This is a genomic window from Candidatus Thiodiazotropha sp. LNASS1 (assembly GCF_964212655.1).
Taxonomy (GTDB): Bacteria; Pseudomonadota; Gammaproteobacteria; order Chromatiales; family Chromatiaceae; genus Thiodiazotropha.
On record NZ_OZ156465.1, the window covers coordinates 2,749,718 to 2,776,425 of the forward strand.

General features: G+C 53.5%; 26 protein-coding genes. 12 read left to right on the forward strand and 14 right to left on the reverse strand.

Annotation, left to right across the window (positions count from 1 at the left end):
- From AB8516_RS12010 to AB8516_RS12030, 5 genes are all read right to left on the reverse strand, one after another.
- Positions 1 to 1,626, reverse strand: coding sequence for a methyl-accepting chemotaxis protein (locus AB8516_RS12010; protein WP_369163275.1), 1,626 nt, complete (start codon positions 1,624 to 1,626; stop codon positions 1 to 3).
- A 378-nt stretch (positions 1,627 to 2,004) separates the two neighbouring features.
- Entirely contained in the window at positions 2,005 to 2,241 is a 237-nt protein-coding gene (locus AB8516_RS12015; protein WP_108293125.1) for a FeoC-like transcriptional regulator, read from the reverse strand.
- 7 nt (positions 2,242 to 2,248) lie between these two features.
- The gene (gene feoB / locus AB8516_RS12020) at positions 2,249 to 4,606 is read right to left on the reverse strand and encodes a Fe(2+) transporter permease subunit FeoB (protein ID WP_369160905.1); all 2,358 of its coding nucleotides are present in this window, start codon (positions 4,604 to 4,606) and stop codon (positions 2,249 to 2,251) included.
- 8 nt (positions 4,607 to 4,614) lie between these two features.
- Positions 4,615 to 4,887 (reverse strand): ferrous iron transport protein A, encoded by a 273-nt coding sequence (locus AB8516_RS12025; RefSeq protein ID WP_369160907.1) that lies wholly within the window; start codon positions 4,885 to 4,887, stop codon positions 4,615 to 4,617.
- A 92-nt stretch (positions 4,888 to 4,979) separates the two neighbouring features.
- Positions 4,980 to 5,708 carry a class I SAM-dependent methyltransferase gene (locus tag AB8516_RS12030; protein WP_369160909.1) on the reverse strand — a complete coding sequence of 243 codons (729 nt, stop codon included), beginning with the start codon at positions 5,706 to 5,708 and terminating at the stop codon, positions 4,980 to 4,982.
- Positions 5,709 to 5,948: 240 nt separating this feature from the next.
- Between AB8516_RS12030 and AB8516_RS12035 the strand changes: the two genes are divergently transcribed.
- The 3 genes from AB8516_RS12035 (at position 5,949) to AB8516_RS12045 (ending at position 9,447) form a co-directional block, all read left to right on the forward strand.
- Positions 5,949 to 7,724 carry a chloride channel protein gene (locus tag AB8516_RS12035; RefSeq protein ID WP_369160911.1) on the forward strand — a complete coding sequence of 592 codons (1,776 nt, stop codon included), beginning with the start codon at positions 5,949 to 5,951 and terminating at the stop codon, positions 7,722 to 7,724.
- A 94-nt stretch (positions 7,725 to 7,818) separates the two neighbouring features.
- The gene (gene ppk2, locus AB8516_RS12040; protein ID WP_369160913.1) at positions 7,819 to 8,733 is read left to right on the forward strand and encodes a polyphosphate kinase 2; all 915 of its coding nucleotides are present in this window, start codon (positions 7,819 to 7,821) and stop codon (positions 8,731 to 8,733) included.
- 63 nt (positions 8,734 to 8,796) lie between these two features.
- A complete protein-coding gene (locus AB8516_RS12045; RefSeq protein ID WP_369160915.1) occupies positions 8,797 to 9,447 on the forward strand; it encodes an isoprenylcysteine carboxylmethyltransferase family protein in 651 nt (216 codons plus the stop codon).
- 126 nt (positions 9,448 to 9,573) lie between these two features.
- On the opposite strand, the gene AB8516_RS12050 is transcribed toward AB8516_RS12045, so the two are convergent.
- From AB8516_RS12050 to AB8516_RS12060, 3 genes are all read right to left on the reverse strand, one after another.
- Positions 9,574 to 10,452 (reverse strand): hypothetical protein, encoded by an 879-nt coding sequence (locus AB8516_RS12050; RefSeq protein WP_369160917.1) that lies wholly within the window; start codon positions 10,450 to 10,452, stop codon positions 9,574 to 9,576.
- A 255-nt stretch (positions 10,453 to 10,707) separates the two neighbouring features.
- On the reverse strand, positions 10,708 to 11,337 hold the full coding sequence (locus AB8516_RS12055; RefSeq protein WP_369160919.1) for a phospholipid-binding protein MlaC: 630 nt from the start codon (positions 11,335 to 11,337) through the stop codon (positions 10,708 to 10,710).
- A 264-nt stretch (positions 11,338 to 11,601) separates the two neighbouring features.
- Positions 11,602 to 13,038 (reverse strand): transporter substrate-binding domain-containing protein, encoded by a 1,437-nt coding sequence (locus AB8516_RS12060; RefSeq protein ID WP_369160921.1) that lies wholly within the window; start codon positions 13,036 to 13,038, stop codon positions 11,602 to 11,604.
- Between the two features lie 101 nt (positions 13,039 to 13,139).
- Here AB8516_RS12060 and AB8516_RS12065 point away from each other — a divergent pair, with 101 nt between their 5' ends.
- Positions 13,140 to 13,712 carry an L-threonylcarbamoyladenylate synthase gene (locus tag AB8516_RS12065; protein ID WP_369160923.1) on the forward strand — a complete coding sequence of 191 codons (573 nt, stop codon included), beginning with the start codon at positions 13,140 to 13,142 and terminating at the stop codon, positions 13,710 to 13,712.
- A 268-nt stretch (positions 13,713 to 13,980) separates the two neighbouring features.
- Here the strand turns inward: AB8516_RS12065 and AB8516_RS12070 are convergent, their stop codons facing one another.
- Positions 13,981 to 14,361 carry a thioredoxin family protein gene (locus tag AB8516_RS12070; RefSeq protein WP_369160925.1) on the reverse strand — a complete coding sequence of 127 codons (381 nt, stop codon included), beginning with the start codon at positions 14,359 to 14,361 and terminating at the stop codon, positions 13,981 to 13,983.
- Between the two features lie 89 nt (positions 14,362 to 14,450).
- Here AB8516_RS12070 and hemB point away from each other — a divergent pair, with 89 nt between their 5' ends.
- Both hemB and aroE read left to right on the forward strand, forming a co-directional pair.
- Positions 14,451 to 15,458, forward strand: coding sequence for a porphobilinogen synthase (hemB, locus tag AB8516_RS12075; RefSeq protein WP_369160927.1), 1,008 nt, complete (start codon positions 14,451 to 14,453; stop codon positions 15,456 to 15,458).
- A gap of 317 nt (positions 15,459 to 15,775) precedes the next feature.
- The gene (gene aroE / locus AB8516_RS12080; RefSeq protein ID WP_369160929.1) at positions 15,776 to 16,591 is read left to right on the forward strand and encodes a shikimate dehydrogenase; all 816 of its coding nucleotides are present in this window, start codon (positions 15,776 to 15,778) and stop codon (positions 16,589 to 16,591) included.
- A gap of 291 nt (positions 16,592 to 16,882) precedes the next feature.
- On the opposite strand, the gene AB8516_RS12085 is transcribed toward aroE, so the two are convergent.
- Positions 16,883 to 17,419 carry a gamma carbonic anhydrase family protein gene (locus AB8516_RS12085; RefSeq protein ID WP_369160931.1) on the reverse strand — a complete coding sequence of 179 codons (537 nt, stop codon included), beginning with the start codon at positions 17,417 to 17,419 and terminating at the stop codon, positions 16,883 to 16,885.
- A 23-nt stretch (positions 17,420 to 17,442) separates the two neighbouring features.
- On the opposite strand from AB8516_RS12085, the gene AB8516_RS12090 reads away from it, so the two are divergent.
- The 4 genes from AB8516_RS12090 (at position 17,443) to prlC (ending at position 21,819) form a co-directional block, all read left to right on the forward strand.
- Entirely contained in the window at positions 17,443 to 18,015 is a 573-nt protein-coding gene (locus AB8516_RS12090) for a LemA family protein (protein ID WP_369160933.1), read from the forward strand.
- 12 nt (positions 18,016 to 18,027) lie between these two features.
- A complete protein-coding gene (locus tag AB8516_RS12095) occupies positions 18,028 to 18,981 on the forward strand; it encodes a GIDE domain-containing protein (RefSeq protein WP_369160935.1) in 954 nt (317 codons plus the stop codon).
- A 243-nt stretch (positions 18,982 to 19,224) separates the two neighbouring features.
- Positions 19,225 to 19,764, forward strand: coding sequence for a CNP1-like family protein (locus AB8516_RS12100; RefSeq protein WP_369160937.1), 540 nt, complete (start codon positions 19,225 to 19,227; stop codon positions 19,762 to 19,764).
- A gap of 15 nt (positions 19,765 to 19,779) precedes the next feature.
- On the forward strand, positions 19,780 to 21,819 hold the full coding sequence (gene prlC, locus AB8516_RS12105) for an oligopeptidase A (protein WP_369160939.1): 2,040 nt from the start codon (positions 19,780 to 19,782) through the stop codon (positions 21,817 to 21,819).
- A gap of 278 nt (positions 21,820 to 22,097) precedes the next feature.
- Here the strand turns inward: prlC and AB8516_RS12110 are convergent, their stop codons facing one another.
- The 4 genes from AB8516_RS12110 to AB8516_RS12125 all read right to left on the reverse strand — a co-directional run bounded on the left by AB8516_RS12110 (position 22,098) and on the right by AB8516_RS12125 (position 25,182).
- Positions 22,098 to 22,307, reverse strand: coding sequence for a hypothetical protein (locus AB8516_RS12110; protein WP_369160941.1), 210 nt, complete (start codon positions 22,305 to 22,307; stop codon positions 22,098 to 22,100).
- A 362-nt stretch (positions 22,308 to 22,669) separates the two neighbouring features.
- Entirely contained in the window at positions 22,670 to 23,980 is a 1,311-nt protein-coding gene (locus tag AB8516_RS12115; RefSeq protein WP_369160943.1) for an SLC13 family permease, read from the reverse strand.
- Positions 23,981 to 23,992: 12 nt separating this feature from the next.
- Entirely contained in the window at positions 23,993 to 24,451 is a 459-nt protein-coding gene (locus AB8516_RS12120) for a CBS domain-containing protein (protein WP_369160945.1), read from the reverse strand.
- Positions 24,448 to 25,182, reverse strand: a complete 735-nt coding sequence (locus tag AB8516_RS12125; RefSeq protein ID WP_369160947.1) for an ATP-binding protein — start codon at positions 25,180 to 25,182, stop codon at positions 24,448 to 24,450. Before AB8516_RS12125 ends, AB8516_RS12120 begins: the two co-directional genes overlap by 4 nt.
- Before the next feature lie 106 nt (positions 25,183 to 25,288).
- Here AB8516_RS12125 and AB8516_RS12130 point away from each other — a divergent pair, with 106 nt between their 5' ends.
- Both AB8516_RS12130 and AB8516_RS12135 read left to right on the forward strand, forming a co-directional pair.
- Positions 25,289 to 26,212 (forward strand): SPFH domain-containing protein, encoded by a 924-nt coding sequence (locus tag AB8516_RS12130; protein ID WP_108293219.1) that lies wholly within the window; start codon positions 25,289 to 25,291, stop codon positions 26,210 to 26,212.
- On the forward strand, positions 26,212 to 26,658 hold the full coding sequence (locus AB8516_RS12135; RefSeq protein ID WP_369160949.1) for an NfeD family protein: 447 nt from the start codon (positions 26,212 to 26,214) through the stop codon (positions 26,656 to 26,658). The genes AB8516_RS12130 and AB8516_RS12135 overlap by 1 nt, the downstream gene beginning before the upstream one ends.
- Positions 26,659 to 26,708 lie beyond the last annotated feature (50 nt).

Consider the following 26,708-nt stretch of genomic DNA (forward strand, 5'->3'; position numbering starts at 1 on the left):
TTATCCATTGACCTTGAACCTCGTTATCAATTCATTCAATTGACACATTGATTGCTGAATAGATGATGTGCAATCGACCGCTTCACTTGCCGCCTGTGTCGTCGAATCGGCAACCGTGGCGATGTTGGCGATACTTCGGTTTATCTCTTCCGCCACACTGCTTTGCTGTTGTGCGGCGGTTGCTATCTGAACATTCATGTCATTGATGCTGGATACCGAATCCACAATCTTATCCAATGCCTGACCGGCCACGCTACTTTGGTCAACACTATTTTGCGCAATTTCCCTGCTCGAGGTCATGGCATTGACTGCGTTACTGGTACCTCCCTGCAGACGTTCAATGATCTGGCGTATTTCTTCGGTAGACTGTTGTGTCCGCTTTGCCAGGGTTCTCACTTCATCGGCAACTACGGCAAAACCGCGACCTTGTTCCCCTGCGCGGGCTGCTTCGATGGCAGCGTTCAACGCAAGCAAGTTTGTCTGTTCCGCAATACCTGTGATCACTTCAAGCACCTGACCGACTTCCTGACTGTCCTGTTCAAGTTTTTTCATGACATCAGAAGTCTCTTCCAGCTGATTTGCCATGTTTTCAATACTTGTAATTGTTTCGGCGACAATCATCCGTCCTGAGCCAGCCTCTGTATCCGCATTTCGGGCGGCATCAGCTGCTTTGGTGGCGTTCCTGGCCACTTCCTGTACGGTGGATGCCATCTGACCCATCGCTGTGGAGGCCTGCTCTAATTCGCTATGCTGCAGTCGAACCCCTTCATTGGTACTTTGCAGTGTCTGTGCCACCTTCTCTGTACCGAGTTGAACATGTTTGGATGTGTCTTCCACACTATTTACAATCTCTCCAACGTGAGAGAGCATTGTATTGTAGGCGGTAAACGTTTCACCTATCTCATTATCGGTGTAGGTGACTTGTAACGGATTTGAAAAGTCTCCTTTCGCAACAGCCGTCAATCGCTCTTTCAATTGCTCAATATCTTTCATCAGGACTGCCGTACCGAATATACGCCCAAACCAGACTAAAAGTACGATTCCGCCAGCCATAATGAGCGTAATTATCTGTTGCTTCCGTACCGCATCATTGGCTGCAGCGGCCATCATATTGACGCCTTTGTGCATCTCTTTCAGGACCACTGGAGATTGCATGCTGATGGCTCTCAGGCCCTCAGCAGAAGGGTTTTCAAGATAGGCGTCGATCGATTTCCTATAGGTTTTCCATAGCCCCTCGACTTTATTCAGCTGACCACGGACTACAGGATCGTCAACTGCCTTAATACCGGCATTTTGATCGCCGTTAAGTAGATTCTGATGTGAGCTTTCGAAAAGCGTTATGGTGTTATTCACCGTATCACGAGACTCGATGGATTGCGCCGCAAGCAATGCCTCTTTCGCCACCCTCTGACTTAACATACGTTGTCTTCCAGCCACATTGATTGCTGTCGCATCAGAGCCAAGACTGGTGAAAAGAGAGACTACGGTCATCGCCGCGAAGACGAAAATCAAGATATATGATACGAAGTATTGCTTGTCTAGAGACTTAAGACCGAATACTCGCAGAATTGATTGAATTATAGTGGCTATCCAGACGTTCATTAGAACCTCCACACCACATTCCATGTCAGCGAAAATATTGAAGTAAAAATAGTCCTGAGGAACCTCTGAATCGTTCGGATGTTCCAACGGCACAAGGATGCACCGCCATTTTTATCGCCCTAAGCGATTGAAAATGTTGGAAACAGCAAAAATGCATTTACAGTTTCCGTGCTCCGATAATGCCAGGGATGGCATTAATCAGGACTCCCTTATTGAATAGCGGCTAATTCAGGCAAAACATGAAAGACTTTAACACAGTGTCTGACAATGACATTAGCTGCGTCCTGCGTCATTGAATAGGCATATTGATTGTTGCACGATCAATGAGGTTGCAAAATTGATAACGATGGGGCTGAGGATTTTGATTGACAAACGGCCGTCCATGACTCGTTCAGCGCCTGCTTACGATTGATTCTGTTGGTTAAGCCAAACATAGAGTTCCATCTCAGCGGGATCGCAACGATTACAACTGGTTCCGCAGGCGGCTTCGACTTTACGCTGCTCGACGCGCCCTTTGCGCATCCATTGCTGCAGCATCCCCCGCACCGCCTCGGGTTCCGCGTCCACATGCAACGCGATCTCAGCCAGGGTTGCCTGACCGCGTCTTGAAAGGTAGTCCCTGATCGTACTGAGCATCATCGCAGGATCAAACCCCCGCCTCGGAGATGAGCTGTTGCGTTCGCTGCGACCAGTACCTCAAAGCGCCGATAATCACAGCCAACAACGCCAGCAGGCCGATAATCCAGACCAATGCGCTTTGCGGATGCTGGGTATAGGTCGCCAGTTGATAGAAGAGGCTTGCACTGATGAAGGCGACTCCGGTCGACCAGGCCACTACAAATGCTGCCCAGCGCGGCCCCGCCTCACGGCGAATGGCGCCAATGGTGGCCACACAGGGTGAATAGAGCAGTATAAACAGCAGGTAGGCAAAGGCCCCGGCCTGGCCGTCGAAGCGTGCGGCCATGGCACCAAATACCCCAACATTGATCTCCTGCGCCTCGGCTGCCGCCTCCGCACTGCTGATATCGCCCACATCCATGGCGAGAGGGTCGGTGAGCAGGTCCTTCACTCCGATGAGATTTTCCGGCACTGTCTCTACAGCAGCGGAGACTGCACGCCAGAAATCAAAAGGCAGATCAACTTGCGCCACACCCGCTTCCTCGTTGGCGAGATGAGTATAGAGAGCATCAAGGGTACCGACCACCGTCTCCTTGGCCAGAATACCGGTGAATACGCCCACAGTGGCGGGCCAGTTTTCCTGATGTATGCCCATCGGCGCCAACAGGGGTGTGACTGCTTTACTGATGCTGCTGAGTACGGAGTGTTCGGTATCCTCATTACCGAAACTGCCATCGGTGCCAATCGAATTCAGGGTGTTGATCACCAGCACCATCAATACGATCACTTTCCCCGCCTCTTTGATAAAGAGCTTGACCCTGTCCCAGGTCCGTAACATGACACCTCTTACCGTCGGCATGTGATAGTGGGGCAGCTCCATCATGAAACCGGCGCTCTCACCGGATAGCAGGGTCTTTTTCATGATCATTCCGGTGAGAATCGCCACCGCTATGCCGATGAGATAGAGGCTGAAGACCAGGTTCTGTCCATTCGCCGGAAAGAAGGCCGCGGCAAACAGCACGTAGACCGGCAGCCTGGCGCCACAGGACATAAACGGATTCATAAGGATGGCAAGCTTACGCTCTCTCTCACTCTCCAGGGTACGGGTCGCCATTACCGCCGGCACATTGCAGCCGAAACCGACAATCATCGGCACGAATGCCTTACCCGGCAGCCCGATGGAACGCATGAAACGATCCATGACAAAGGCGGCCCTGGCCATATAGCCGGAGTCTTCCACCACGGAGAGAAAAAGATAGAGCGCGGTGATGATCGGTATAAAGGTGGCCACCACCTGAATGCCACCCCCGGCACCGTCGGCCAGCAGCACGATCATCCAGTCCGGGACACCCAGCGACGCCATCAGATGACCGAAACCGTCGACGAAGATGGCGCCCGCCACACCGTCGAAGAGGTCGATGAACGCGCCGCCGATATTGATCGCAAACATGAACATCAGGTACATCACGGCCAGAAAGACCGGTATCCCGAAGAGTCGGCTCAATACCACCTTGTCGATGCGGTCACTGATCGTCTTTTCTACCCGTCCATGCTGTTGGGTCACATTCTGGGAAATGGCATGGGCGTGACCGTAGCGGGTATCGGCGATATGGATATCCGGGTCCTCGTCGACACGGTCCTCGATCACCTCTTGCCAGTGGTGGACCTGGCTCAGTAAACCCTCATCGGCGAAATCCAAAGCGAAGCGATCACCCTCCAGCATCTTTAACAACAGCCAGCGACGCTCGGAATGGCGATGCTGTTCAGACTGTTGCAGGGCAGGCTCCATCGCCATGATCGCCTGCTCCACCACTTCATCCTGGGCAAGGGCAAATCCCCCGCTCACCTCACCGGCGGCCAGATCCTGAATCGAGGCCTTCAGCTTGGTGATGCCCTCACCACTGACCGCCACTATGGGTACCACAGGGCATCCAAGGTCCTGACTAAGCCGTTGAGTATCGATAACCAGGCCACGCTTGCGGGCGACATCCATCATATTCAGGGCCACCAGCAGGGGCACCCCCATCTCGAGCATCTGAATTGAGAAATAGAGGTTTCGCTCCAGATTGGAGGCATCGACGATATTGACGATGAGATCGGCATCTCCGGAGAGTAGATAGTCCCGGGTCACCTTCTCATCGAGGGATGTGGCATCCAGTGAATAGATCCCGGGAAGGTCGACCACACTGACCTCGGTGCTGTCGATGGTGAAACGTCCCTCCTTTCTGTCCACCGTCACGCCCGGCCAGTTCCCGGTACGTTGGCGAATCCCAGTCAGGCTGTTGAAAAGGGCCGTCTTGCCGCAATTGGGGTTGCCCGCCAGGGCGATGGTCAGCAGACGCTGAGAGGGGACAGACTCAGAAGAGCTCTCTTCATGACAGGCCACGGCTGCTCCTAGGGCCTGTCTTCAGGCTGTTCGAGAGGCAGCATCAACAACTTTTCGGCAACCCCCGCGCCGAGAGCCACCCTGGCGCCCTGATTAGCCACCACCACACCGGCACCACGACGTTGTATCAACTCGATTTCAGAGCCCATTCTCAATCCTAAACTGAGCAGTCTGTGGACCAGATGTCTGCCTCCCATGATGCGTTTGATCTTGGCTCGACGCCCGATCGGCAGCCTGGCCAGGGAGATCAATTCCTCTGAAATGGTGCTGTCGGGGACCACAAACTATCCAATAATACTCTTTAAATGTTAATGATTCTCATTAAAGCAGGGATTGGCCCCGCTTGCAATCGGCAAATCACAGTATATCCCAATTATCTAATATTCCGCCTACGCAAGAGATCGATTCGGTGCGGTTTAAGAAACTCGGCACCCCGCGGTCCCATATGTTCCATAAATGCCGTTTTTATCTGCCGGTAGCGTGGCTTGTCTATCTTCAGCTGGGTGTGAGTGATGTTAAGAAAACGTGACTCAAAACTTTCCCAGGAATCATACAGGCCAGGTACATTCAGGAAATACTGGCCAAGCAACTCCATATCATCCCTCTCGGAAAGAGACTGAATCGTCTTGAAGGCGAGCTCTCTGACATGCTTCTCATCATGGATCAGGCTCATCAGGGCATTGAACTCACCCTGATAGACAGGCTCCGAAAAATAGGCGATGCCGCCAGGTTTGAGCACCCTGGCCACCTCGCTCATCGCTTGCGGCATGACCGACCCGGGCACGTGGTGGAGTGATTTCAGCATCAGCACCACATCCACACTCTGATCGGGTTCACCGATCGATTGCGCCCCTTCCAAGCGAAAGCTGATATTGCCCGCTGTATTGCCCAGATTTTTTTCATGCTGAACAGAATCGACCTCGGTCGCGATGAAATGGCAGTCAGGATGGGCCTGGGCCAGTCGGCGTGTAATCCGGGCACTGCCGCAGCCCAGTTCCAGAACCCTGCAATCGTTGAGCGGCAACAGCCGTTCCATCAGCTCCATTTCCGTGCCCCTAAGATAGGCTTCCTGATTATCCAGAACCATTCGATTTGCTGACATACCGCTACTGCTCCAGTATATTAACTGTGGACGATAAACGCCCATCCTTAGACAACCAAAAGCTGAGAAGACACCCGGGGCCGGTTAACACCAATTCAATTGGCCCTAAGTCTCATCACACGCAGCAATGACGGGAACAGTGAATGAGACCGGTCTGCGTGGAGATGCGAAATCGGGAGATTGAGGAAAACGACCTTCAGGTGACATCAGCATAACACCGGACGGTTGAGGATGGACAGCTTGAGTCCACCTGAACAAACCATCAAAACGACAGGTATCCCGATTGTGCCCCTTGCAGGGATTGTTAACTGGTTAGACCGACTGCGTCTGCAACTCTCGCGTCACGATGCGTTGCTGATTCTATCCGTTTTGGGATTGATCTGCGGCTTTGTTACGGGGGTCGTGATCATTCTCTTCCGGCTATTGGTCGAATCGAGTCAGGCCACCATTCTTCCTGGTGGCGGGGTGGAGAACTATGAAGCCCTACACCCCTTGATGCGATTTCTGCTACCCATTCTCGGTGGCCTGATGCTCGGACTTATTTTTATTCGTTTTGCAAAAGGCCTGCATGTACTGGGTATCCCCAGGGTGATGGAGCGTTTGATCTACCACCAGGGACATATCTCCTTGCGCGGCTTTATGCTGCAATTCTTCGGTGCCGCCATCGCCATTATCAGTGGCCACTCAGTGGGTCGTGAAGGCCCCCACGTCTTTCTCGGCGCCGCCAGCGGATCTCTGCTGGGACAATACCTCTCCCTGCCCAACAATAGTATTCGCACCCTGGTCGGTTGTGGTACTGCAGCCGCGATTTCCGCCTCCTTCGACACCCCCCTGGCGGGTGTGATCTTCGCTTTGGAAGTGGTGATGATGGAGTACACACTGGTCAGTTTCATACCGATCATGCTGGCCGCTGTCAGCGCCAACAGTCTCTCACTGATCGTTTTCGAAGGACAACGGGTGTTCGATATCGCCATCATTGAATTGGGTTCCCTGCATGAATTGATTTTCATCTTACTGCTGGGATTGGTGGCCGGTACCGCCTCGGCGGCCTATGTCAGTCTCATACAGTTTATCTCCGACAAGACCCAAAACATGGCTTTTTGGCTGCGAAATGCAGCCGCAGGCGTGTTGATCGGTCTAATAGCCCTTGCGGTTCCCGAGGTGATGGGGATCGGTTATGACACGGTCAACCTGCTCCTGCTGGGTGAATTGGGATTTTACTTTATCGTCATACTGGTAGTGATGAAGATCGTGGCGACAGCCGTTTGCATTGGATTAGGCATACCTGGCGGTACGATCGGACCCGCTCTTTTTATCGGTGCCGCGGTGGGCGGGATAATCGCTCCTCTGCCCGGCCTGGTGTTTGAAGGTCAAGTCTCCGACCCGGGTGTCTATGCATTGATTGGTATGGGCGCCGTGATGGGCGCTGCCCTGCAGGCGCCATTGGCCGCGTTGACAGCCATCATAGAACTCACCCACAACCCCGAAATCATCATGCCGGGAATGCTTGCAATCGTCATTGCCAGCCTGGTCAACAGTGAGCTGTTCGGAAAATCATCGATGTTTCACACCCTGCTGGAGGCCACGGGGCTCAACTACCACACCGATCCGGTGATGCAGTCCCTGCGCCGTATCGGCGCCGCCAGTTTCATGAACCGTAACTTCGTCCAGGTGGAACCGATACTGACTCGCGACACGGTACGAATCATCCTCGATAATAATCCTGAGTGGATACTGATCAAAGGAGATCAGGATCAGATGGCGCTGATGCCGGCGGTGGATCTGCTGCGCATTATGGAACAGCAAGAGGAGGAGGAGTTCGATCTGCTTTGTCTGCCCGCCACTCGCTATGAGCTTGCGCAACTGCGGATGCAGGCAACCTTGCAGGAGGCGCTTGAAAAGCTGGACAACAGTCAGGCGGATGCGCTCTATATCGAATGGTACGACCAAGATCACTATTGGCGCATCCAGGGAATACTCACCCGTCCCTTGATCGAATCGGCTTATCACTTTTAATGCTGCCTTATTCATGGAAAAAAACTCAGCATTGAGCGCCCAAAAAAGTCATAATATACCGATATTGCAACGCAGCTTCGTAAGAGGGGGCAAAATGAACGAAGAAAGCAAAAACCCTGAGACCGTCTATATCGATGAGCAACCTGTCAGGCTCGACGAGCTGCTGAGTGAGTACGAACGTATCAAACAGCAGTTGGGTCAAGAGAAAAAGAGTGACAAGAAGGCAATCCGCAGATACAAGCGCGAGGAGGAGTTGAAACCCTACCAGGCCGAATTGATCCGACTGCAGCAATATCTGGAAAAGACCCGGACCCGTATGATCATCCTCTTTGAGGGCCGGGATGCTGCCGGCAAGGGTGGCACCATCCGTCGGGTCACGCGCTATATGAACGAGAAACACTACCGCGTGGTCGCCCTCGGCAAACCCACCGAGGAACAGAAGAGCCAGTGGTTTTTTCAAAAATATATCGCCCAGTTCCCACGCGGGGGAGAAATCGTTCTGTTCGACAGGAGCTGGTACAACCGTGCAATTGTGGAACCGATCTTCGGCTTCTGCTCCCAGGAGGAGTATGACAATTTCATGACCGGCTGTCCGGGCTTCGAAAAAGATCTGGTACGGCAAGGCACTATTCTGGTGAAGCTCTACTTTTCGGTCACCAAGGAGGAGCAGGCGAGACGCTTCGAACGCCGCAAGACGGATTCCTTGCGCCAGTGGAAGCTGTCGGAGATCGATGTACAGGCGCAGGACCGTTGGGACGAATTCAGCAAGCAAAAATACGAGATGCTGAAAAACACAAACACCACCCATGCCCCCTGGACGATCATCCGCTCAAATGACAAGCATCTGGCCCGATTGAATGCCATGAGGGTCATCCTCAACTCAGCGCCCTACGAGCGTCTCAATAACGATATCGATTTCGTACCCGATCCCGATATTGTGATATCCGGTTCGAGGGAACTGGAAGTGATGGAGGCGCAACGCCTGCAACGAGGCAAGTTTGATCACTGAAATTACCCGGCACGGGCGACCTGTGTCGCCCGTATTATCAGACTCAACCCACGAACACTACCCATGCCGACAAGTGTCGAGCTGATCCTGCTTGCTCTAGTCTGGCTGATCTATTTCCTGAGTCACTCACTGCTTGCCTCATTATGGATTAAAAGGATATTCGCCCAACATCTGCCGGCAGTCGTGCCCTGGTACCGGCTGCTCTTCAATCTGGTTGCGCTGTTGCTGCTCGCCCCTCCGCTCTATATGCTCTGGTCATACCGTTCAGATCCGTTATGGCAATGGCAGGGGGTCATGGCATGGCTGGCTTATGGATTTATGATCATCTCGGTAGCCGGTTTCATCTGGTCGATGCGCTACTACGACAGCAGAGAATTTCTCGGTATCCGACAACTGCAGCGGCAGCAACAGGATGTCAATGACCTGGAACAGCTGCATATCTCCCCGTTGCACCGTTTCGTACGTCATCCCTGGTACAGCCTGGGGCTGATATTGATATGGGCGCAGGACATGGATCCCGCACGCCTGGTATCGGCCATTGCAGTCACCAGTTATCTAGTGCTGGGATCCCGCCTGGAAGAGAACAAGCTGCTGATCTACCATGGCGACACCTATCGCAATTATCAGAAACGCGTACCTGCACTCATACCGAGACCCTGGCGTTTTCTGACTCGACAGGAAACCGAGAAATTATTGGAAGAGATGAAGACGTAGTTTATCCGCTTCAGCTTCGGCCTGAAGCTGTCATCTCGAGCCATCACCGCCGTCAGCATGGGCTATCGCCAACCTGACGCACGGTGAGGTCTTGGAAATCATCCATGCCGCCCGGGAAGAGCTTCCCTACTGGTTCGGATCCCAGAAATTTTGCGGTCCATAAGGGACGGGGCCGGGCCCATATCCATAACCCGGGCCATAACCCGGCATCATTCTCGGCGCATGGTCGCCCTTATGCATACCACAACCCTGATGGCCCATGCCGCCGCAACCCGTTCCTGCTCGACCACCGCGCATCATGCCCATATGGCGCCGGTGCATGGCGTGACATGCCGCCCGCTCTTCATCGCTCATTCCCTCGATGACCTTCTGATGTTTTGCCCACTCTTCATCCATTGCCTGCTGACGAGCGACCCAGGGCGGTGTTTCAGGCATCTCGATGCCCGCCTCCTCAGCGCGGCTACGCATCTCCTGATAATGCTTCTGGCGCAAGGCATCCCGCTCCTCCTCAGACATCGACATCATCTTATTGCGATGGGCCATGCGCTCTTCCATGCCCGGACGCATCATCTGACCCATTTCCGAACGCCACGGCGGGCTCTCCGGCAGCATGACGCCGGCCTCTTCCGCCCGCTTTCTCAGGGCCTGGTATTGCTCTTCACGCGCCTTCCAGTGATCCCTCATGGAATCTCTGGTGAGGTCGGACTTGGATAAATCAGTCGCTGTTTCTGACGGAGCCTCAGCGGCGATGGCATCGGTTGTCTCAATAGTCTCTGTCGCCTCGGCCGGCTCCACAGTATTGACAGATGCTTCAGTCATAGCAGCCGATTCCGTCCTGTCCACCGCCACCGACTCCGTCTCTACTGCCGGTTCGTCCTGGGTAACAGGCAAGGCCTCGTCAGCGTTCCCTTCAGCAGCGCCACCCTCAATCCCTTCCGCCCACAGGGCTTGCGCGGGAGACATGAGAAACGCGAAGATCAGGATTAGTACTTTCTTGTTGTGCATGTTTGGTCTCCTTCAGTGATCCTTCAGAGGGACTGACTACACGAGTTTGGTCACCACCATCTTGGCATACTCGCCAGCAACAGGAAACACGACATTCGAGGGCGTGCATCTCTCCATGGTATCGCCCAAGTCATGGTCCCGCTCATTGTCGGCGCTTTCTTGCCGCGACAGTGACTGTCATACCGATGCAAACAAGTCCCTTGGTACTGATTTTTTGTTGTGATGGTCGTTAAAATCCAAAATTTCAGAACAGGCCTACTTTTCAGTGGTTGGGGTGCCCTGTTCACTATTCTTATTCTTGGCCTTGAGGGATGCAACCTTTTGAGCCAGTTCGGCCAGTAACCCCTCCATCCCCTTGCTTCTTACCAAATTGCGGAAAGAGGTGCGGTAGTTACTCACAAGACTGACCCCATCCACCGCCACATCATAGGCATACCAGTCATCATTGCGAAACCGCATCTTGTAACTGACCGCCAGCTCCTTGTTGGCCGCCACGATGAAGGTCTGGACATTTGCCAGCTTGCCTTTCATCCGTTCCCTGCCCATGCGCACGGACTGGTCGTTGTAACTGTCAATGGCGGAGAAGTAGGTCTGTTCCAACAGCTCCCGGAAAAGGGTGATGAACTGTTCCCGCTGCGGTTTGCTGGCCTTGCGCCAGTTGGCGGCCAGTATCACCTGGGACATGGATTCATAATCAAAACGCTTGCGCACGATCTCCTTTACCTGGTCGCGACGATCCTGCCTGCCCAAGGATTGATCTTTAAGCACCGTCAGCACCTGGTTTACGGTCTCTTTAATCCGCTCTGAAGGTGTGACATTGGCTGACGCGGAGAGACTGAATGTAAATAGAATAATGAGGAGAAGCGTGGTTGATAGTCTGTTCATGTTTCCCTATACCCCTTGTTCCAACCTGTTAATGTGACAATGAAATAATGTAAAGGTGCTTGTTGGAGTCTCGCAAACAAGGCATTACATCCCCGATATCACACTAGGCAAACAACTATAAATATTTGATATTACCGAATATTTTTCAAGGACAACCAGACCACAAGCTGATTAAGAGTGGGCAAGCCGTATGTTGATCATTCTAACCCAATGGCCGCCCCGGCGCCCGATAGAGCCACATAGATTTACATTCAATCCTGTTTACTATTCCACCGTCTCAACCACAATGGAGGAATCTCCCGCACCGGATATGTGCAACAGATCCCCACCCGAGCTGAAGAAATGATCCACATCCCAGCAGATTCCCACCCGTTTGCCGGAACCCTCGCTATCACCGGGCACAAAGTGACTGTAGTCAAGTACTCTTCTCTCTCCGCCGTCGGCCAACAGAAGGCGGTAGCTTATGCGGATTTCATCCTTATTCCCGCTATCGAATAACTGTGCGATCTTGTTTCTGTCCTGCTCATGTACGAGATCTAGAATCGACGTGGGATCAGGAGTAAATACCCCTCTTTCCTGTCCGGCCATGTGAAACATTTCATCATCCCATTGGCAGATCTCATCGGACGGATCCCAACTCCATGAGCACGAGGGCAGTACTTCACTGATGAAATCGACCTGTTGACGCAGTGCCTTTGCACGATGGCGATATCGCTTGGTCTTGTGTTTCAGGTTGAGCAATTTTTGTTTGAGCAGGTTTTCTCTGCGCCTCAGGCGTTTGATTGACCGCCTGGTTTTACTCCGATGATGAGTCAACGCCTTTTTCCCATGCAACCTTACTGCCCAGGCGAGAAAAAGGCTCCATAACCCCAGAATAAATCCCCATACAATGGTTGTAACCAGGTTACCACCCTGTTTTACAGGAGCTTCGAGACCTTGCCAGTTATACCAGATATCATGCATATCCTCCGTGCTGAGCCTGTCCAGTCCTTTTTGCAGCAGACTCTGCAGTACCGGTTCCGAGAAGTGTGTGGCCACTGCCACATCCACGGTCATGTCAAGCCGCATCATCTCTTTCAGTTCATCATAACCTTCCGTGGTTGCGAGCAGATGGTTGACGCTTGCGGTATCGCCAAGATAAGCCTGAGCCCTATCAGCAATAACAGCTTTCAGCGCCTGACCCAGGTCATTGAAGGCCATGACGTTCAAGGAAGGCAGAAGGTGGGGTATACCCTCTTCCCAGACACTTCCGGCAACCACTGAGACCTCCAACCCATCGAGTGCCGTGAGCCCTTTATCAACGATTCTGTCAGTGGTGAATATAGCCGCGGGGAGATTCAGATAGGGACGGGAATAGTGGAGATCGGGAGCAGCCGTATCAGTGTGCACAAGCGCGCCGATCAGATCCACCTCACCTTCTCGCAGCGCTTTAAGCAGAGTCCCTTGGTCGGGGAAATGGCGGATCTGCAGCTGCAGGCCCAGCCTATCGGCCAAGGCCCGCATGTAATCGGGTACCAATCCCTTGGATTGAGACCTTTCGAAATAGAGAATGGGTGGCGTCATTTCAGCCACACCCACCCTCAGAAACTGATGCTCAGTAAGCCATGCCTTTTCAGCGGGACTGAACCGAGGGGCCTGTGCCATCCCCTGGGTCGAGATAATCAACCCCAGCAGACAAAGGCCAAAAAATCGATACAACACCGTTTGATATTCTCCGATCTGCACGCCTTTAGGTTCATTATATATACCTTAAACCGTTATCATGCCATGATTTTGTAACTGTTGGGATTAAGGAGTAATTGTTGTCCATTCATAAAGATCCGCACCCTTGGCGCCTCAGACAGGCAGCCCGCATCATCAATACCGGCGGTATTGTCGCCTATCCGACAGAAGCGGTGTATGGACTGGGTTGCCATCCCCTCGATCCCGGCGCAGTATCAAGGTTGCTGGCACTCAAACAGAGACCCATGGCCAAGGGGTTAATCCTGATCGCCGACCGGATAGAGTCACTGCGCCCCTTTATCGGTACCTTGTCCGATGCCGGCATGCAGACGGTTCGCGAAAGCTGGCCCGGCCCCGCAACCTGGCTGATCCCGGCAACCCGCAATGTGCCCTACTGGCTGACAGGAAAGCACACTACCCTGGCGGTACGGGTTACCGATCACCCCATTGCAGCCGCCCTTTGTCGCGCCACGGGAACCCCCCTGGTATCGACCAGTGCCAATATCAGTCAGCATCCGCCGGCACGCACCCCGCTGCAGGTTCTTTTGCGCTGCGGTGATGGTGTTGATTTTATCTTGCATGGAAAGACCGGGGAGTTGAAGAACCCCACACCTATCCGTGACGCACTGAGCGGCAGGATTATTCGGGCATGAAAAAATGAAAAAAAGACCCACCCATGGAAGGGTGGGCTTAAAGCGCTTTATTTCAGCGCCGGAGGAGGATCGAAACCATAAATACCAATTACCCTATATTGCGGCGCGAAACGGGAAAACTTGAGGAGTTTTTATCGACCACATGAACCGACCGAATCACAATAAACAACCACTTGATTATATTATGTTTTTTCACATCCACACAGGATCATTTGCACCCTGTTGATAACGGTTTGCGAAAAAAAATCACCCGATGGATCCCCTGATTTCAGTCCTGATGGGCAGCCGCAAGGTAGTCGCCCAGATGCTCCTCGATCCACTCTCTTAGCCAATGTGTGGCCCGAGAACCATGGAAGCGTCCTATTTCATTACCCTCCACAAACAGAATCACCGTAGGAAAACCGCGCAATCGATAGTGACCGGCCAACCGCATATTGTCGTCAACCTCAACCTTGGCCAGCATAACCAGCCCCTCCAGCTCCTCTATTACCCTTTCCAGAGCAGGCGCCAGGGAGATACAGGGCGCACACCACTCAGCCCAGAAATCCACAAGAACCGGTTGCTGATGCGAGGCCTTCAGGACCTTCGCTTCGTAGGTTGACTCTGTTACATCGTAGATAAAGGGCGAATTATGCTTTTTTTGGCTCATAACCAGGGCGCTTATTGCAAGGTGAGTGGTTCAGGGCGTGCATGATAGGTTATCTTAGGGGTTTGGCCCAAACCGATAGAGATTTTGTGATGTCCAGCAACAACAGCCGATCCCTTTTTCCTGCCACGCGCATGCGGCGCATGCGGCGTGACGACTTCTCCCGCCGTATGATGCGGGAGACCCAACTTACCCCTGCGGACTTTATCTACCCGGTATTCGTACTGGAGGGAAACGGGGCCCGGGAAGCGGTCCCTTCCATGCCCGGTGTCGAACGCATGAGCATCGACTTGCTGGTCGAGGAGGCGAAACAGATCGAAGGGTTGGGCATCCCGGCAATGGCGCTTTTTCCGGTTACCCCCCTCTCTGTCAAAAGCGAGGACGCGAGAGAAGCCTACAATCCCCAGGGATTGGCGCAGCGGGCGGTACGGGCCATCAAAGAGGCAGTGCCGGACCTGGGCATCATCACCGATGTCGCCCTCGACCCCTTCACCACCCATGGACAGGACGGCCTGATCGATGCAACAGGCTATGTGCTGAACGATGAAACCAAGGACGTTCTGGTGAAACAGGCCCTGTCACACGCAGAGGCTGGCGCAGATATCGTTGCCCCTTCCGACATGATGGACGGACGGATCGGCGCGATACGGGACGAATTGGAACAAAGTGGTTTCATCCATACTCGCATTCTTTCCTATGCGGCCAAGTATGCCTCCAGTTTCTATGGTCCCTTCCGCGATGCGGTCGGTTCTGCAGCCAATCTCGGCGGCGGTAACAAATACAGCTATCAGATGGACCCGGCCAACAGCGACGAGGCCCTGCATGAAGTGGCCCTCGACCTGCAGGAGGGGGCCGACATGGTCATGGTCAAGCCCGGCATGCCTTATCTGGATATCGTCAGACGTGTCAAGGAGACCTTCCAGGTACCCACATTCGCCTATCAGGTCAGCGGGGAATATGCGATGCTGAAAGCGGCATCCCAGCAGGGATGGCTGGATGAACAGGCCGTGGTGATGGAGTCTCTGTTGTGCATTAAGCGGGCGGGGTGTGATGGTATTCTTACCTATTTCGCAAAGCAGGCGGCGGAGTGGATGCAATGAGTTTTGAGTTTTGAGTTTTGAGTTTTGAGTTTTGAGTTTTGAGTTTTGAGTTTTGAGTTTTGAGTTTTGAGTTTTGAGTTTTGAGTTTTGAGTTTTGAGTTTTGAGTTTTGAGTTTTGAGTTTTCCACCAGTCTAGTCCTACTATTGAGAAAACAGTTCAGAGAGAGATTATTTCCTCTCCCTTTGGAAGAGGGCAGGGTGAGGGGAGAAAAGAGACATGAGCGAAGCAATCACAACCAACTCAAAACTAATCACTCTGATTTATCTGCAAATCTTCAGCAGAGCCAACCATCCATCAGAGCAGGAACCAAAGAACCGTGTTGGATAAATACGCCGTCATCGGGAACCCCATTGAACACAGTAAGTCACCGGAGATTCATCGGGCCTTCGCAAAACAGACCGGTGAGCCTGTCGAATATGGGCGCATTCTGGGAAATATCGATGATTTTGCCGGCGATGTAAGGCGCTTTCTCGGCGAGGGCGGACTGGGTCTCAACGTCACCGTGCCGTTCAAGGAGCAGGCATGGCGGCTGGCGGATGAACTGAGCCCGGGAGCGCATACAGCGGGTGCGGTCAATACCCTGATCAGACTGGAGAACAATCAATTGCGGGGCGACAACACGGATGGTATCGGACTGGTAAGGGACCTCACCGTCAACCAGGGTTTCCGTCTGCAGGGAAAACGGATTCTGATGTTGGGTGCCGGTGGCGCGGTGCGGGGTGTCATCCGCCCTCTACTGGAACAGCGCCCAAAACGGATAATCATCGCCAATCGAACCGCCGGCAAGGCCTATTCACTGGCAAACGGTGTTTCAAATTATGGCCAGGTGGCGGGTTGCGGTCTAGATGAATTGGCAGGCATGCAGTTTGATCTGATCATCAACGGCACTGCAGCCGGACTTGCTGGGGAGGTTCCTTCGATACCCGATAGCGTGCTGAGCAAAGGCGGATGGTGCTACGATATGCTCTACAGTAACCAGACCACCGCTTTTCAACAGTGGGGTTATGAGCACAAGGCGGCACGTTCGCTGGATGGCCTCGGCATGCTGGTGGAACAGGCGGCTGAGTCGTTTCGACTATGGCGGGGAATCCTGCCAGAGACATCCCCGGTCATTGCCATGTTACGTGAATAGTGAAACAGCCCTGTCAGCACAAGCCGCACATAGACGTATATGAATAGTCCGCAAATGAACGCGAATAAACGCAAATGTATTTATTGACTCTTCAAGTAGGGTGGATTGGATGGGCCCTGTCCTGCAGCTTGCGCGACACCCTTTTCGAATAAGTGTGACGCGAGACGAGTGATGACTGTCTTACCAAAACACTTGGATATAACCCCAAAATATTGGGTTTATTCGTTTTCATTAGCGGACTTAGAACAATTTTGCGTCCATTTGCGGCTTGCCAAAGACCGTTGACAGATTCTAAGGCGGATCCCGATGGCGTTGAGCCAATTTCACATAATGTTCAGCATTATACAGCATGATCTCCTTCTCCCGGTCGCTGAGCGGCCGCACGCGACGCGCAGGCTGACCCAACCAGAGATAACCGCCTTCCAGTCTCTTACCCTGGGGAACCAAGGAACCGGCACCCAACATGGTCAGGGCCTCTATCACCGCCCCATCAAGAATTATCGACCCCATGCCGATAAAGCAATTGTCTGCCACTTCACAGCCGTGTAAAAGCACCTTATGGCCAACTGTGACACCCTCGCCGATGATTAACGGGCTGCCACCGGGTTGATAGAAACTGTCGTGGGAGACATGCAGAATTGAGCCATCCTGGATATTGCTTCGTGCACCGATGCTGATCCGATGCACGTCGCCGCGTATGACGCACATAGGCCAGACCGAGGATTGGGATGCGATAGTCACATCACCGATGACGATCGCATGCTCATCCACATAGGCATCTTCGGCGATGTCCGGATAGTTGGTTTCAAAACGACGCAGTTTTGACATAGCAGATAGAGGATTCAGAATTAATGGAAATCGTTACCTTCGTCCTGATAGGGACGGTCATCGCTATCCTGATCTATGGCGTCCTGATTTACAACAATCTGGTGCGCTTGAAACACGATGTCTCCAAGGCATGGTCGAACATCGATGTACTATTGAAACAGCGTCACGACGAGCTTCCGAAACTGGTCGAGACCTGTAAACAATACATGAAATTCGAACAGGAAACCCTGGAGAAAGTGATGCTTGCCCGCAGTGCGGTGAGTAGTGCCTTAAGCCAGGGCGATGTGGCTGCGGTGGGCGCCGCAGAAAGCCAGATGCGGCTGGGTCTCGGCAACCTGTTCGCAGTGGCTGAAAACTACCCCGACCTGAAGGCCAATGAAACCTTTTTACACCTGCAGTCGAGGATAACGGGACTTGAGAACAGCATCGCAGACCGACGCGAATTCTATAACGACAGTGTCAACATCAATAATGTCCGTATCGAGCAGTTTCCCGATCTGATCCTGGCGAAACAGTTCGGCTTCAAACCGGCGGAGCTGCTGGAATTCGATGAGACTGAATTGAAAGACGTCGACATGGGCACCCTGTTCAGCTAGGACCTAGTTAAAGTGCTGGGAAATCTTGCCGGTATCGGTGATGGCTATTTCTGGTTCTGGACGCTGACATTGACAGTCTTGACGCTGGTCGCACTCTATTTCACCTTTCGAAACCTCCATCGAGCCAGGTTGATCGAAGACACGCCCACTTCCCTCATACGATCAGCGCCCCAGGGCTATGTGGAGTTGATCGGTGAGGCGGCGATGATGACCGGTGAGCCGGTGATTGCCCCCCTCAGCGGCATGTCCTGTTGCTGGTGGCGCTATAAGATCGAGAAAAAGAGCGACAAGGGGTGGCGCACGGTACGCTCCGACAAGAGTGAGGGCCTGTTCCTGCTGAAGGATGCAACCGGTGAGTGCATACTCGACCCGGAGGGAGCCAACATTTCGCCCAGTGAAAAGAGTATCTGGTACGGACCCAATGAGACACCCTCGGCCGGACCCGACCGGGGTACCGGCACCCTTCACCGAAAAACGGAACGATTCGGTGTCCGCATCTCGACCCATCATACCTTCGGCGGTGACTACCGCTACATCGAAGAGACCATTGTCCCCGGCGACCCGCTGTATGCCATCGGCCTCTTCAGCTCCATCGGTGAAATCGATCGCAAGGCAATGCGGGACGACATGATCAAGGGCCGGCTGCGCCAATGGAAAGCGGATCATGCAACCCTGCTCGAGCGGTTCGACAAAAATCGCGATGGCCAAATCGATATGGATGAATGGGAATCGGTCCGCCACAGCGCCGAGCGCGAAGTCACCCGGGAGCAGATGCAGCAGGATCAGCAGCCGCTCCATACTTTGAGCAGTACAGGCACTAACCGGCGCCCGCTTTTAATCTCGACCAAAGCGGAATTTGAACTGGTACGCCACTACCGCCTGTTCACCCTCGCCGCCCTTGCCGCATTCTTCACGGTTGGATCCGGCGCCGTATTATTTGTCACTTCCCGATTGACTCAACTCTGAATGGAAACGGCATTAACCATGCAAGCTGCGATAGCCGGTGTTGGCTAAATCATGCCAAGACCCATATAAGTAGCTGTTGCAGGGCTGGGCGATAGAGACTGTTGCCGATATCTGAGAAGAAATACATCGGATAGCGCAGGGCTGAAATCGGTACCGAACTATTCCTACGGCAGCGGTGTAGTGCGAGAATGTATCAACCCGACGACCAAACAGATATCGACAATGACATCAACAGGTTTTCAGATGCGAAACAGAACCTATCCACTTGCCCTGATGCTGCTCTTTTGCACATCCACACTGCTGGCTGACAATATCCTCATGGACGACGCCTCGGATGATATTTACTGGCAGCCGGAGGAGCCCTTCAAGGAGGGGAAAACAGCACTTCCGGAGAAGATCGACCTGGACGATTTGCAGGCGTTTCAGGTTGGCGCCAATGATCCCAGGTTCCAATATTTCATCGAACGGGGTTCACTGCAGACAGGTGACGATAAGGTCACACGGTTCGTTGTGGTGATCCGCTCACGAACAGGCGCCACAAATACCTCTTATGAAGCATTTCGCTGTGGTGAAAGGCTGTTCAAGGTCTACGGATACGGCAGCGACGACAAACTATTTGCCGCGACGAAGCCGGAATGGCGGACCATCCCGAAAGATGAGTCAACAGATTATCGCGCCGCCCTGTATGAAGATCTGATCTGCAATCTGTTGACCGGCCAAAGCAATTCACCCGACGCCATCTTTCGCGCCATGCGCGACAATCGCACACTAGCCATTGACTAATCCGGAGCCTACCCCATGAATGCCCTGATCAATATGCAAGGATTGCCCTCTTTCTCCGCCATCACTCCGGATATGGTTGAGCCTGCCATGGATCAACTGTTGCAGGAGAACCGGCAAATCATTCAACAGCTACTCAGCTCGCAGCAGGAATACACCTGGAAAAATCTGGTCGAACCCCTGGAAAAGGCAGAGGATCGTCTCAGCCGTACCTGGTCACCAGTGAGTCACATGAACTCCGTGGTCAACAATGATGAGCTGCGTGCGGCCTATAATGCAGTGCTTCCCAAACTGAGCGAATATGCCACCGAAGTCGGGCAAAACGGCCAACTCTGCAATGCCTACAAACAGGTTGCCGGAGAAGCGGAACTCGACCGAGCCCAGCGAAAGCTGTTGCAGAACGCCTTGCTCGATTTTCACCTGTCCGGTGTCGATCTGGAGGAGGATAAGAAACAGCGATTCAAGGAGATCAGCCAGGAGCTGTCTCAACTGACCACCAAGTTCGAAGAGAACCTGCTCGATGCCACCAACGCCTGGAGCAAACTGATCACGGATGAATCGGCCCTGCAGGGGTTGCCGGAATCGGCTTTGGCGCTGGCCCGCCAAACCGCTGCTCAGCGCGATCAGGAGGGATGGTTGTTGACCCTTGAGTATCCCTCCTATCTGCCGGTGATGACCTACGCCGATGATCGTCAACTGCGTCGGGAGGTCTATGAGGCATTCGCCACCCGGGCATCGGATCAAGGGCCGCACGCCGGGCAATGGGATAATACCGAAGCCATGGAACGGATACTCGAACTGCGCCATGAACAGGCTGGCCTGTTGGGATTCTCCAACTATGCCGATCGCTCACTGGCCAAGAAAATGGCCCGTTCAAGCGATGAGGTGATCGCCTTTCTCACAGACCTTGCCGAACGATCGCGCACTCAAGCGGAAAACGAACTGAATGAACTCCGGGAATTCGCATCTGAGAAATATGGTTTCGATGATCTGCAGGCGTGGGATATCGGATATTATGCGGAAAAACTGCGCCAGGATCGGCATAACATAAGCCAGGAGGAGCTGAAGCCCTACTTCCCGGAAACCCGTGTATTACCTGGCATGTTCGCGGTGGTGGAGCGTCTGTACGGTATTCGCATCGAAGAGACCAGGGGCATTGATACCTGGCACCCCGACGTTCGTTTCTTCGAGATCCGCGACAGCCACAATCACCTGCGAGGCCAGTTCTATCTCGATCTCTATGCGCGCCCCAAGAAGCGTGGCGGTGCCTGGATGGATGAATGTGCAACCCGCTTCTTCACGGACACCATGGACCAGATCCCGGTCGCCTATCTCACCTGCAACTTCTCACCCCCAGTGGATGGCAAACCCTCGCTCTTCACCCACGATGAGGTGCTGACCCTGTTCCATGAATTCGGCCACGGTCTGCACCATCTGTTAACCACGGTGGACTACCCAGCCGTCGCCGGCATCAACGGTGTTGCCTGGGACGCGGTGGAACTGCCCAGCCAGTTCATGGAAAACTGGTGCTGGGAAAAAGCGGCCCTTGATCTGATATCGGGCCACGTCGACACCGGTGACCCTATTCCCGATGAACTCTACCGGCGCATGTATACCGCGAAAAACTTTCAGTCGGCGATGCAGATGGTGCGTCAGCTGGAGTTCGCGCTGTTCGACTTTCGTATTCACCGCGAATATGATCCCCGACGCGGTGGGCGCATCTACGAAATACTGCAGGAGGTGCGTCAGCAGGTGGCTGTCATTACGCCTCCGGCCTGGAACCGGTTCGCCCATGGTTTCTCCCATATCTTTGCCGGTGGTTACGCCGCAGGTTACTACAGCTATAAATGGGCGGAAGTACTCTCGGCCGATGCCTTCTCCCTGTTTGAGGAGCGCGGGATATTCAATGCGGATACCGGACAGGCGTTTCTCCGGGAAGTGTTGCAGCAGGGAGGCTCCAGGGACGCGATGGAGCTCTTCGTGGCCTTCAGGGGCAGAGAACCCGAGATTGAACCCCTGCTGCGCCATAGCGGGATCCTGGGCCCCCAGGGCCAGTAATGGTAACGCCGCTGAGTGAAAAAACAGCCCCCAGCAGAGCCGATTGGATCAGTCTTTACAGGCCTTGAAAAAAACCGGGTGACGCTGACGCGTCACCCCTGTCGGGTTTCTTGAATATACCCAACCAACACCACTGATCACTGCCTCATGCACCCTATATCAACCAATTACTGTGAGGTAACAGTTGACAGGTAAGGCAGATCAACCAGTTTTCGCTAACCCTCCCCCGAGGGATAATCACTCTATTCTGAATTGTGCGATCGAAGTATCGCGGAGGGCTAACCCTCAGCGATATAGTCATCCGTATCGTTTCCACAGACTATTTTACGATCCTCCAAAACCATATTCTGGTAGATGCTCTTGGTTACCTCACTCTCGAAGTAGATTTCAACGCCATTTTCGCCGTCACCTTCATAGAGACAGGGATGTCCCTCTATATCGGTCACATCACGCAAGGTAATCGGGTCCAAGGTGGTTCGAATATTCATACTCGGCATCTCCGCAAAGCGTCTCTCATCACCTTTAAGCTATAGAAATACCCAGCAAAACAATCAAGTAAATATCGGACCCTAATCAGATGAGGAAATTGGGGAATTTGCAGTGATTGCACTATTGCAACTTGACCTGACCACTCACTATATTCAGTCAACGAGTTGTCAATGTAAGCTGCAAATAGACACAGATTTATTTACTTACCGTATAACATGGTCAACACAGGACCTATCCTGCGTCTCCATGCGGGGGAGAAAAAATTGCTCAATTTGCGGGCTTAAAAAAATATTCGCGACTATCTGCGGCTTGCTTTTTCACGACAACACCCTACCTGAGGGTGAGATCTTGAATGCTGGATCTACGCAGTGGTGAACATTTCAAAAAAGAACCAATAAACGAAACTGGCCAACAACAGACCGAAAAACATCACCGGCAAACCGGTACGCATCCATATCATAGGGGAGATCCTGGCCTCGGGCATACCGCTCTTTTCCGATTCGCTGACAGCGATGATGTTGGCGGTAGCACCGAGATGGGTGCCGTTGCCTCCCAGCCCCACTCCCAAGGCCAAGGCCCACCACAGAGGGGCGATATTCACACCGCTGCTTTCAAGCCCAAGGATGATCGGAATCATAGTGACGGTAAAGGGGATATTGTCGACCACAGCACTCAGGATCGCTGCCACCCACATCAGCAACAGCCCGGTCAACATCAGCATGGCAGGATCTTCTGCCAGCATGGCCAATTTATGGCCGAACAGATCGAGCAATCCCGATGACTCAACGCCGCCGACAATGATGAACAGCCCGGCAAAGAAAAACAGCACAGACCAATTCACCGAACCAAACAACTTCTCCACATCGGGACGCATCGTAAAAAGCGCGATACTGACACCGATAAACGAGGCGTAGGCCGGCAGTACATGCAGATTGTGATGGACAAAGAACAGCACCACCACAACCCCAAGGGCAAACAGAATTCTCTTCAGACCCTGTGCATCCTTGATCGCATGTGTCGCCACCAACTTCCTGGGATCCTCACCCCCGCTCCTGAGCTGATTCCTGAAAAGATACAACATCAGTCCTACAGTGCCTATCCACACCACCAACACCGGCAAACCCATGTGTACCAGGAAGGAGTTGAAACTGATATCCGCCGCACTGCCGATCATCAGGTTCGGTGGGTCGCCCACCAGAGTGGCGGCACCGCCGATGTTGGACAGCATCGCCTCCGCCATGAGATAGGGCATCGGATTGATCTTGAGCAGACGACAGATCAATACCGTCAGCGGTGCAAACACAATGACTGTTGTGACATTATCGAGGATCATGCTGATCACACTCACCGCAAGACTGAGATAGATCAGCAGCAGCTTGGGATTGCCGTTTGCCCAGTGGGTGATGTGCACGGCTGCGAAATCGAAGGCACCGGTCGGTCTTAGCAGGGCCACCAGCATCATCATTGCGGCAAGAAGCAATATTGTATTGCCGTCAACCGCCAGTATGGCCGCCTCCTGGGTGTAGAACCCCATCAACATGCCAATCCCGATCATCACTACCGCACCGAGGATGGCGGCTATTGTACGGTGCATTTTCTCCGAAAAGATCAACACATAAGAGAGCACCAGGACAATTGCCGAGGCCCACATTTCTGAAGTTATCGTCTCCATCTGTCCGGTCGTCTACTCGACGCAACACTCTTTGGTGACGACCGCCCTGGCGATACTCATCCGGGTTACCACACCCTGGTACTCCCCCTCCTCGGTGACAAACAGATATTCTGTATTGTATTGCTCCATGATCGCCAATGCCTTGATTGCCTGAAAATTCGACGACAGCTGAATTGCATCGGGGAAGATGTAATCATCCACCACCTCGTCCATCAATTCATCCGCGCGCATGTGGGGGAAATCGAGATGCTCGATATCGTCACCGAGCAGATGGGCGCCGTGGATCACATCCTCGGGTATACAGCAGAGCAGAAACAGGTGCCTGACGGAGAATCGGCCGCTCAGTTTTCCCTCTGCATCCACATAGGGTATCCCCGGAACATCCTTCTCCACACACTCCCACATCACCTCGCCGATACGCATCCCCGGACGGGCAACCTTGGTGGGAATCGATATATGTTTGATCTTCATGGCGGCGTTTCATCCATCAATGGCTTCATGGCATGCAGCATATTGGCGAAGAGGTGTCGGTTCTGCCGCTCCTCCCTTGCCAGCAGCTGCTTCATATATGCTCGCTGGGTGGGGGCGGTAAAGCAAGCGGGACAGCTATCGGGAATTATCGGTAAACCGGTCTCGACGGCAAAGGCACCTGTTTGGGTCTCGCGGCAGTAGACCAGGGGCCGGATAATCCGGATATCTCCCGCATCGTTGAGGTAGTGAGCCTTCATGGTGCGCAGTTGCCCTTCGTGAAACATGGACATCAACAGGCTCTCCGCCAGATCATCCAGATGCTGCGCCAGGGCCAGCACGTTATAGCCCTCGCGACGACCGGTGGTATACATAATGCCGCGTTTCATCCGTGCACAGTAGGCACAGAAGGAGTTTCCATCCATATTCTCCCTGGCCTCTTCCATGATGGGTTGCTCCGCATAGTGCCAAGGCACCCCCAGCCCTTCATAGTAGGCCTTGAGCGGCGCCGGATCGAAACCCTCAATCTGCGGGTCGACAGTGATGACCCCCAGATCGAAGCGGACCGGGGCATAGCTCTTCAGATGGCAGAGGATCTGCAGCAGTGAGAGGGAATCCTTGCCGCCGGATACACCCAGCAGGATTCTGTCCCCCTCACGGATCATGTCGAAATCGGCAATCGCCTTGCCGACCTTGCGCAACAGGGATTTCGGTGGTTTTTGATAATCGGTCATCGGTGCATTTTGACATGAAGCCCGGTGGCCACCAATGCTGGTGATTGCATTTAGTGGCCGGATCAAGCATCTTTGCGGAATCTCAGCACAATAGAGGATCATGAGTATGGATATCTTCGTAATTGTCGTCTTGGTGTTCGCGATCGTACTGGTGGTACTCGGTGCGAAACGGGTACCGCAAGGAAACGAGTACACCGTGGAACGTTTCGGGCGCTATACGAAGACCCTGCGCCCCGGGCTCAATCTCATCATACCGATCGTCGACCAGATCGGTAAAAAGATGAATATGATGGAGCAGGTACTGGATGTACCCTCGCAGGAGGTCATCACCAAGGACAACGCCATGGTCACGGTGGACGGGGTGATCTTTTTTCAGGTACTCGATGCCTCCCAGGCGGCCTATGAGGTCAACAACCTCTACAGTGCCATACTCAACCTGACCATGACCAATATCCGTACCGTCATGGGTTCGATGGATCTGGACCAACTGCTCTCACAACGCGATACCATCAATACCCAACTGCTGACAGTTGTGGACGACGCCACCACACCCTGGGGCGTGAAGGTGACCCGTATCGAGATCAAGGACATCTCACCTCCAAGAGACCTGGTCGACGCCATGGCCAGGCAGATGAAGGCCGAGCGTGAGAAGCGTGCCGCCATCCTGGAAGCCGAAGGCATGCGCCAATCCGCCATCCTCAAGGCGGAGGGTGAAAAGCAATCCGCCATCCTGGAAGCCGAGGGCGAAAAGGAGGCCGCTTTTCGTGAGGCGGAGGCACGGGAGCGACTGGCTCAGGCGGAAGGAAGGGCGACCGAGATGGTATCGGAGGCGATCGCCAAGGGGGATGTCAATGCCATCAACTACTTCGTTGCACAGCGATATACCGAAGCCCTGCAACAGATTGCCGGGGCTGAAAACCAGAAGATCATCATGATGCCGCTGGAGGCATCGAGCCTGATCGGATCCCTTGCCGGAATCACTGAAATTGCCAGGCAGTCATTCGACACAAAGACAAAAGGAGTGGATTGATGCAGTGGTTCACCCAGCTAGATTACTGGCACTGGCTGATACTTGCCGTGGTGCTGATGATCCTCGAGGTCTTCTCACCTGGCGCCTTTCTTCTCTGGCTGGGCCTGGCGGCGGGAACGGTTGGTCTGCTGTTGTTGCTGATACCGGACATCACCTGGCAGATACAGATACTGCTGTTTGCCTTGCTGAGTGTCACGATCATTGTCCTGGTGCGCGCCTTTCTCCAGCGCAGACCCATCGAAACCGACCAGCCCCATCTCAATCGAAGAGGCGAGCAGTATCTCGACCGCACCTTCACCCTTCAGGAACCCATCGTCAATGGCGAGGGTAAGATCCATGTGGACGACACTACCTGGAAGATCACCGGAGAGGATTGTCCCGCCGGAACCCGGATAAGAATCTCCGGTGTGCAGGGTGTAGTATTGCAGGTCTCTCCAGTCGATTAACACTCTCAGCTTGTCAATGTCCAGGCGTCTGTAAAGTCTGGTAAAAAGAG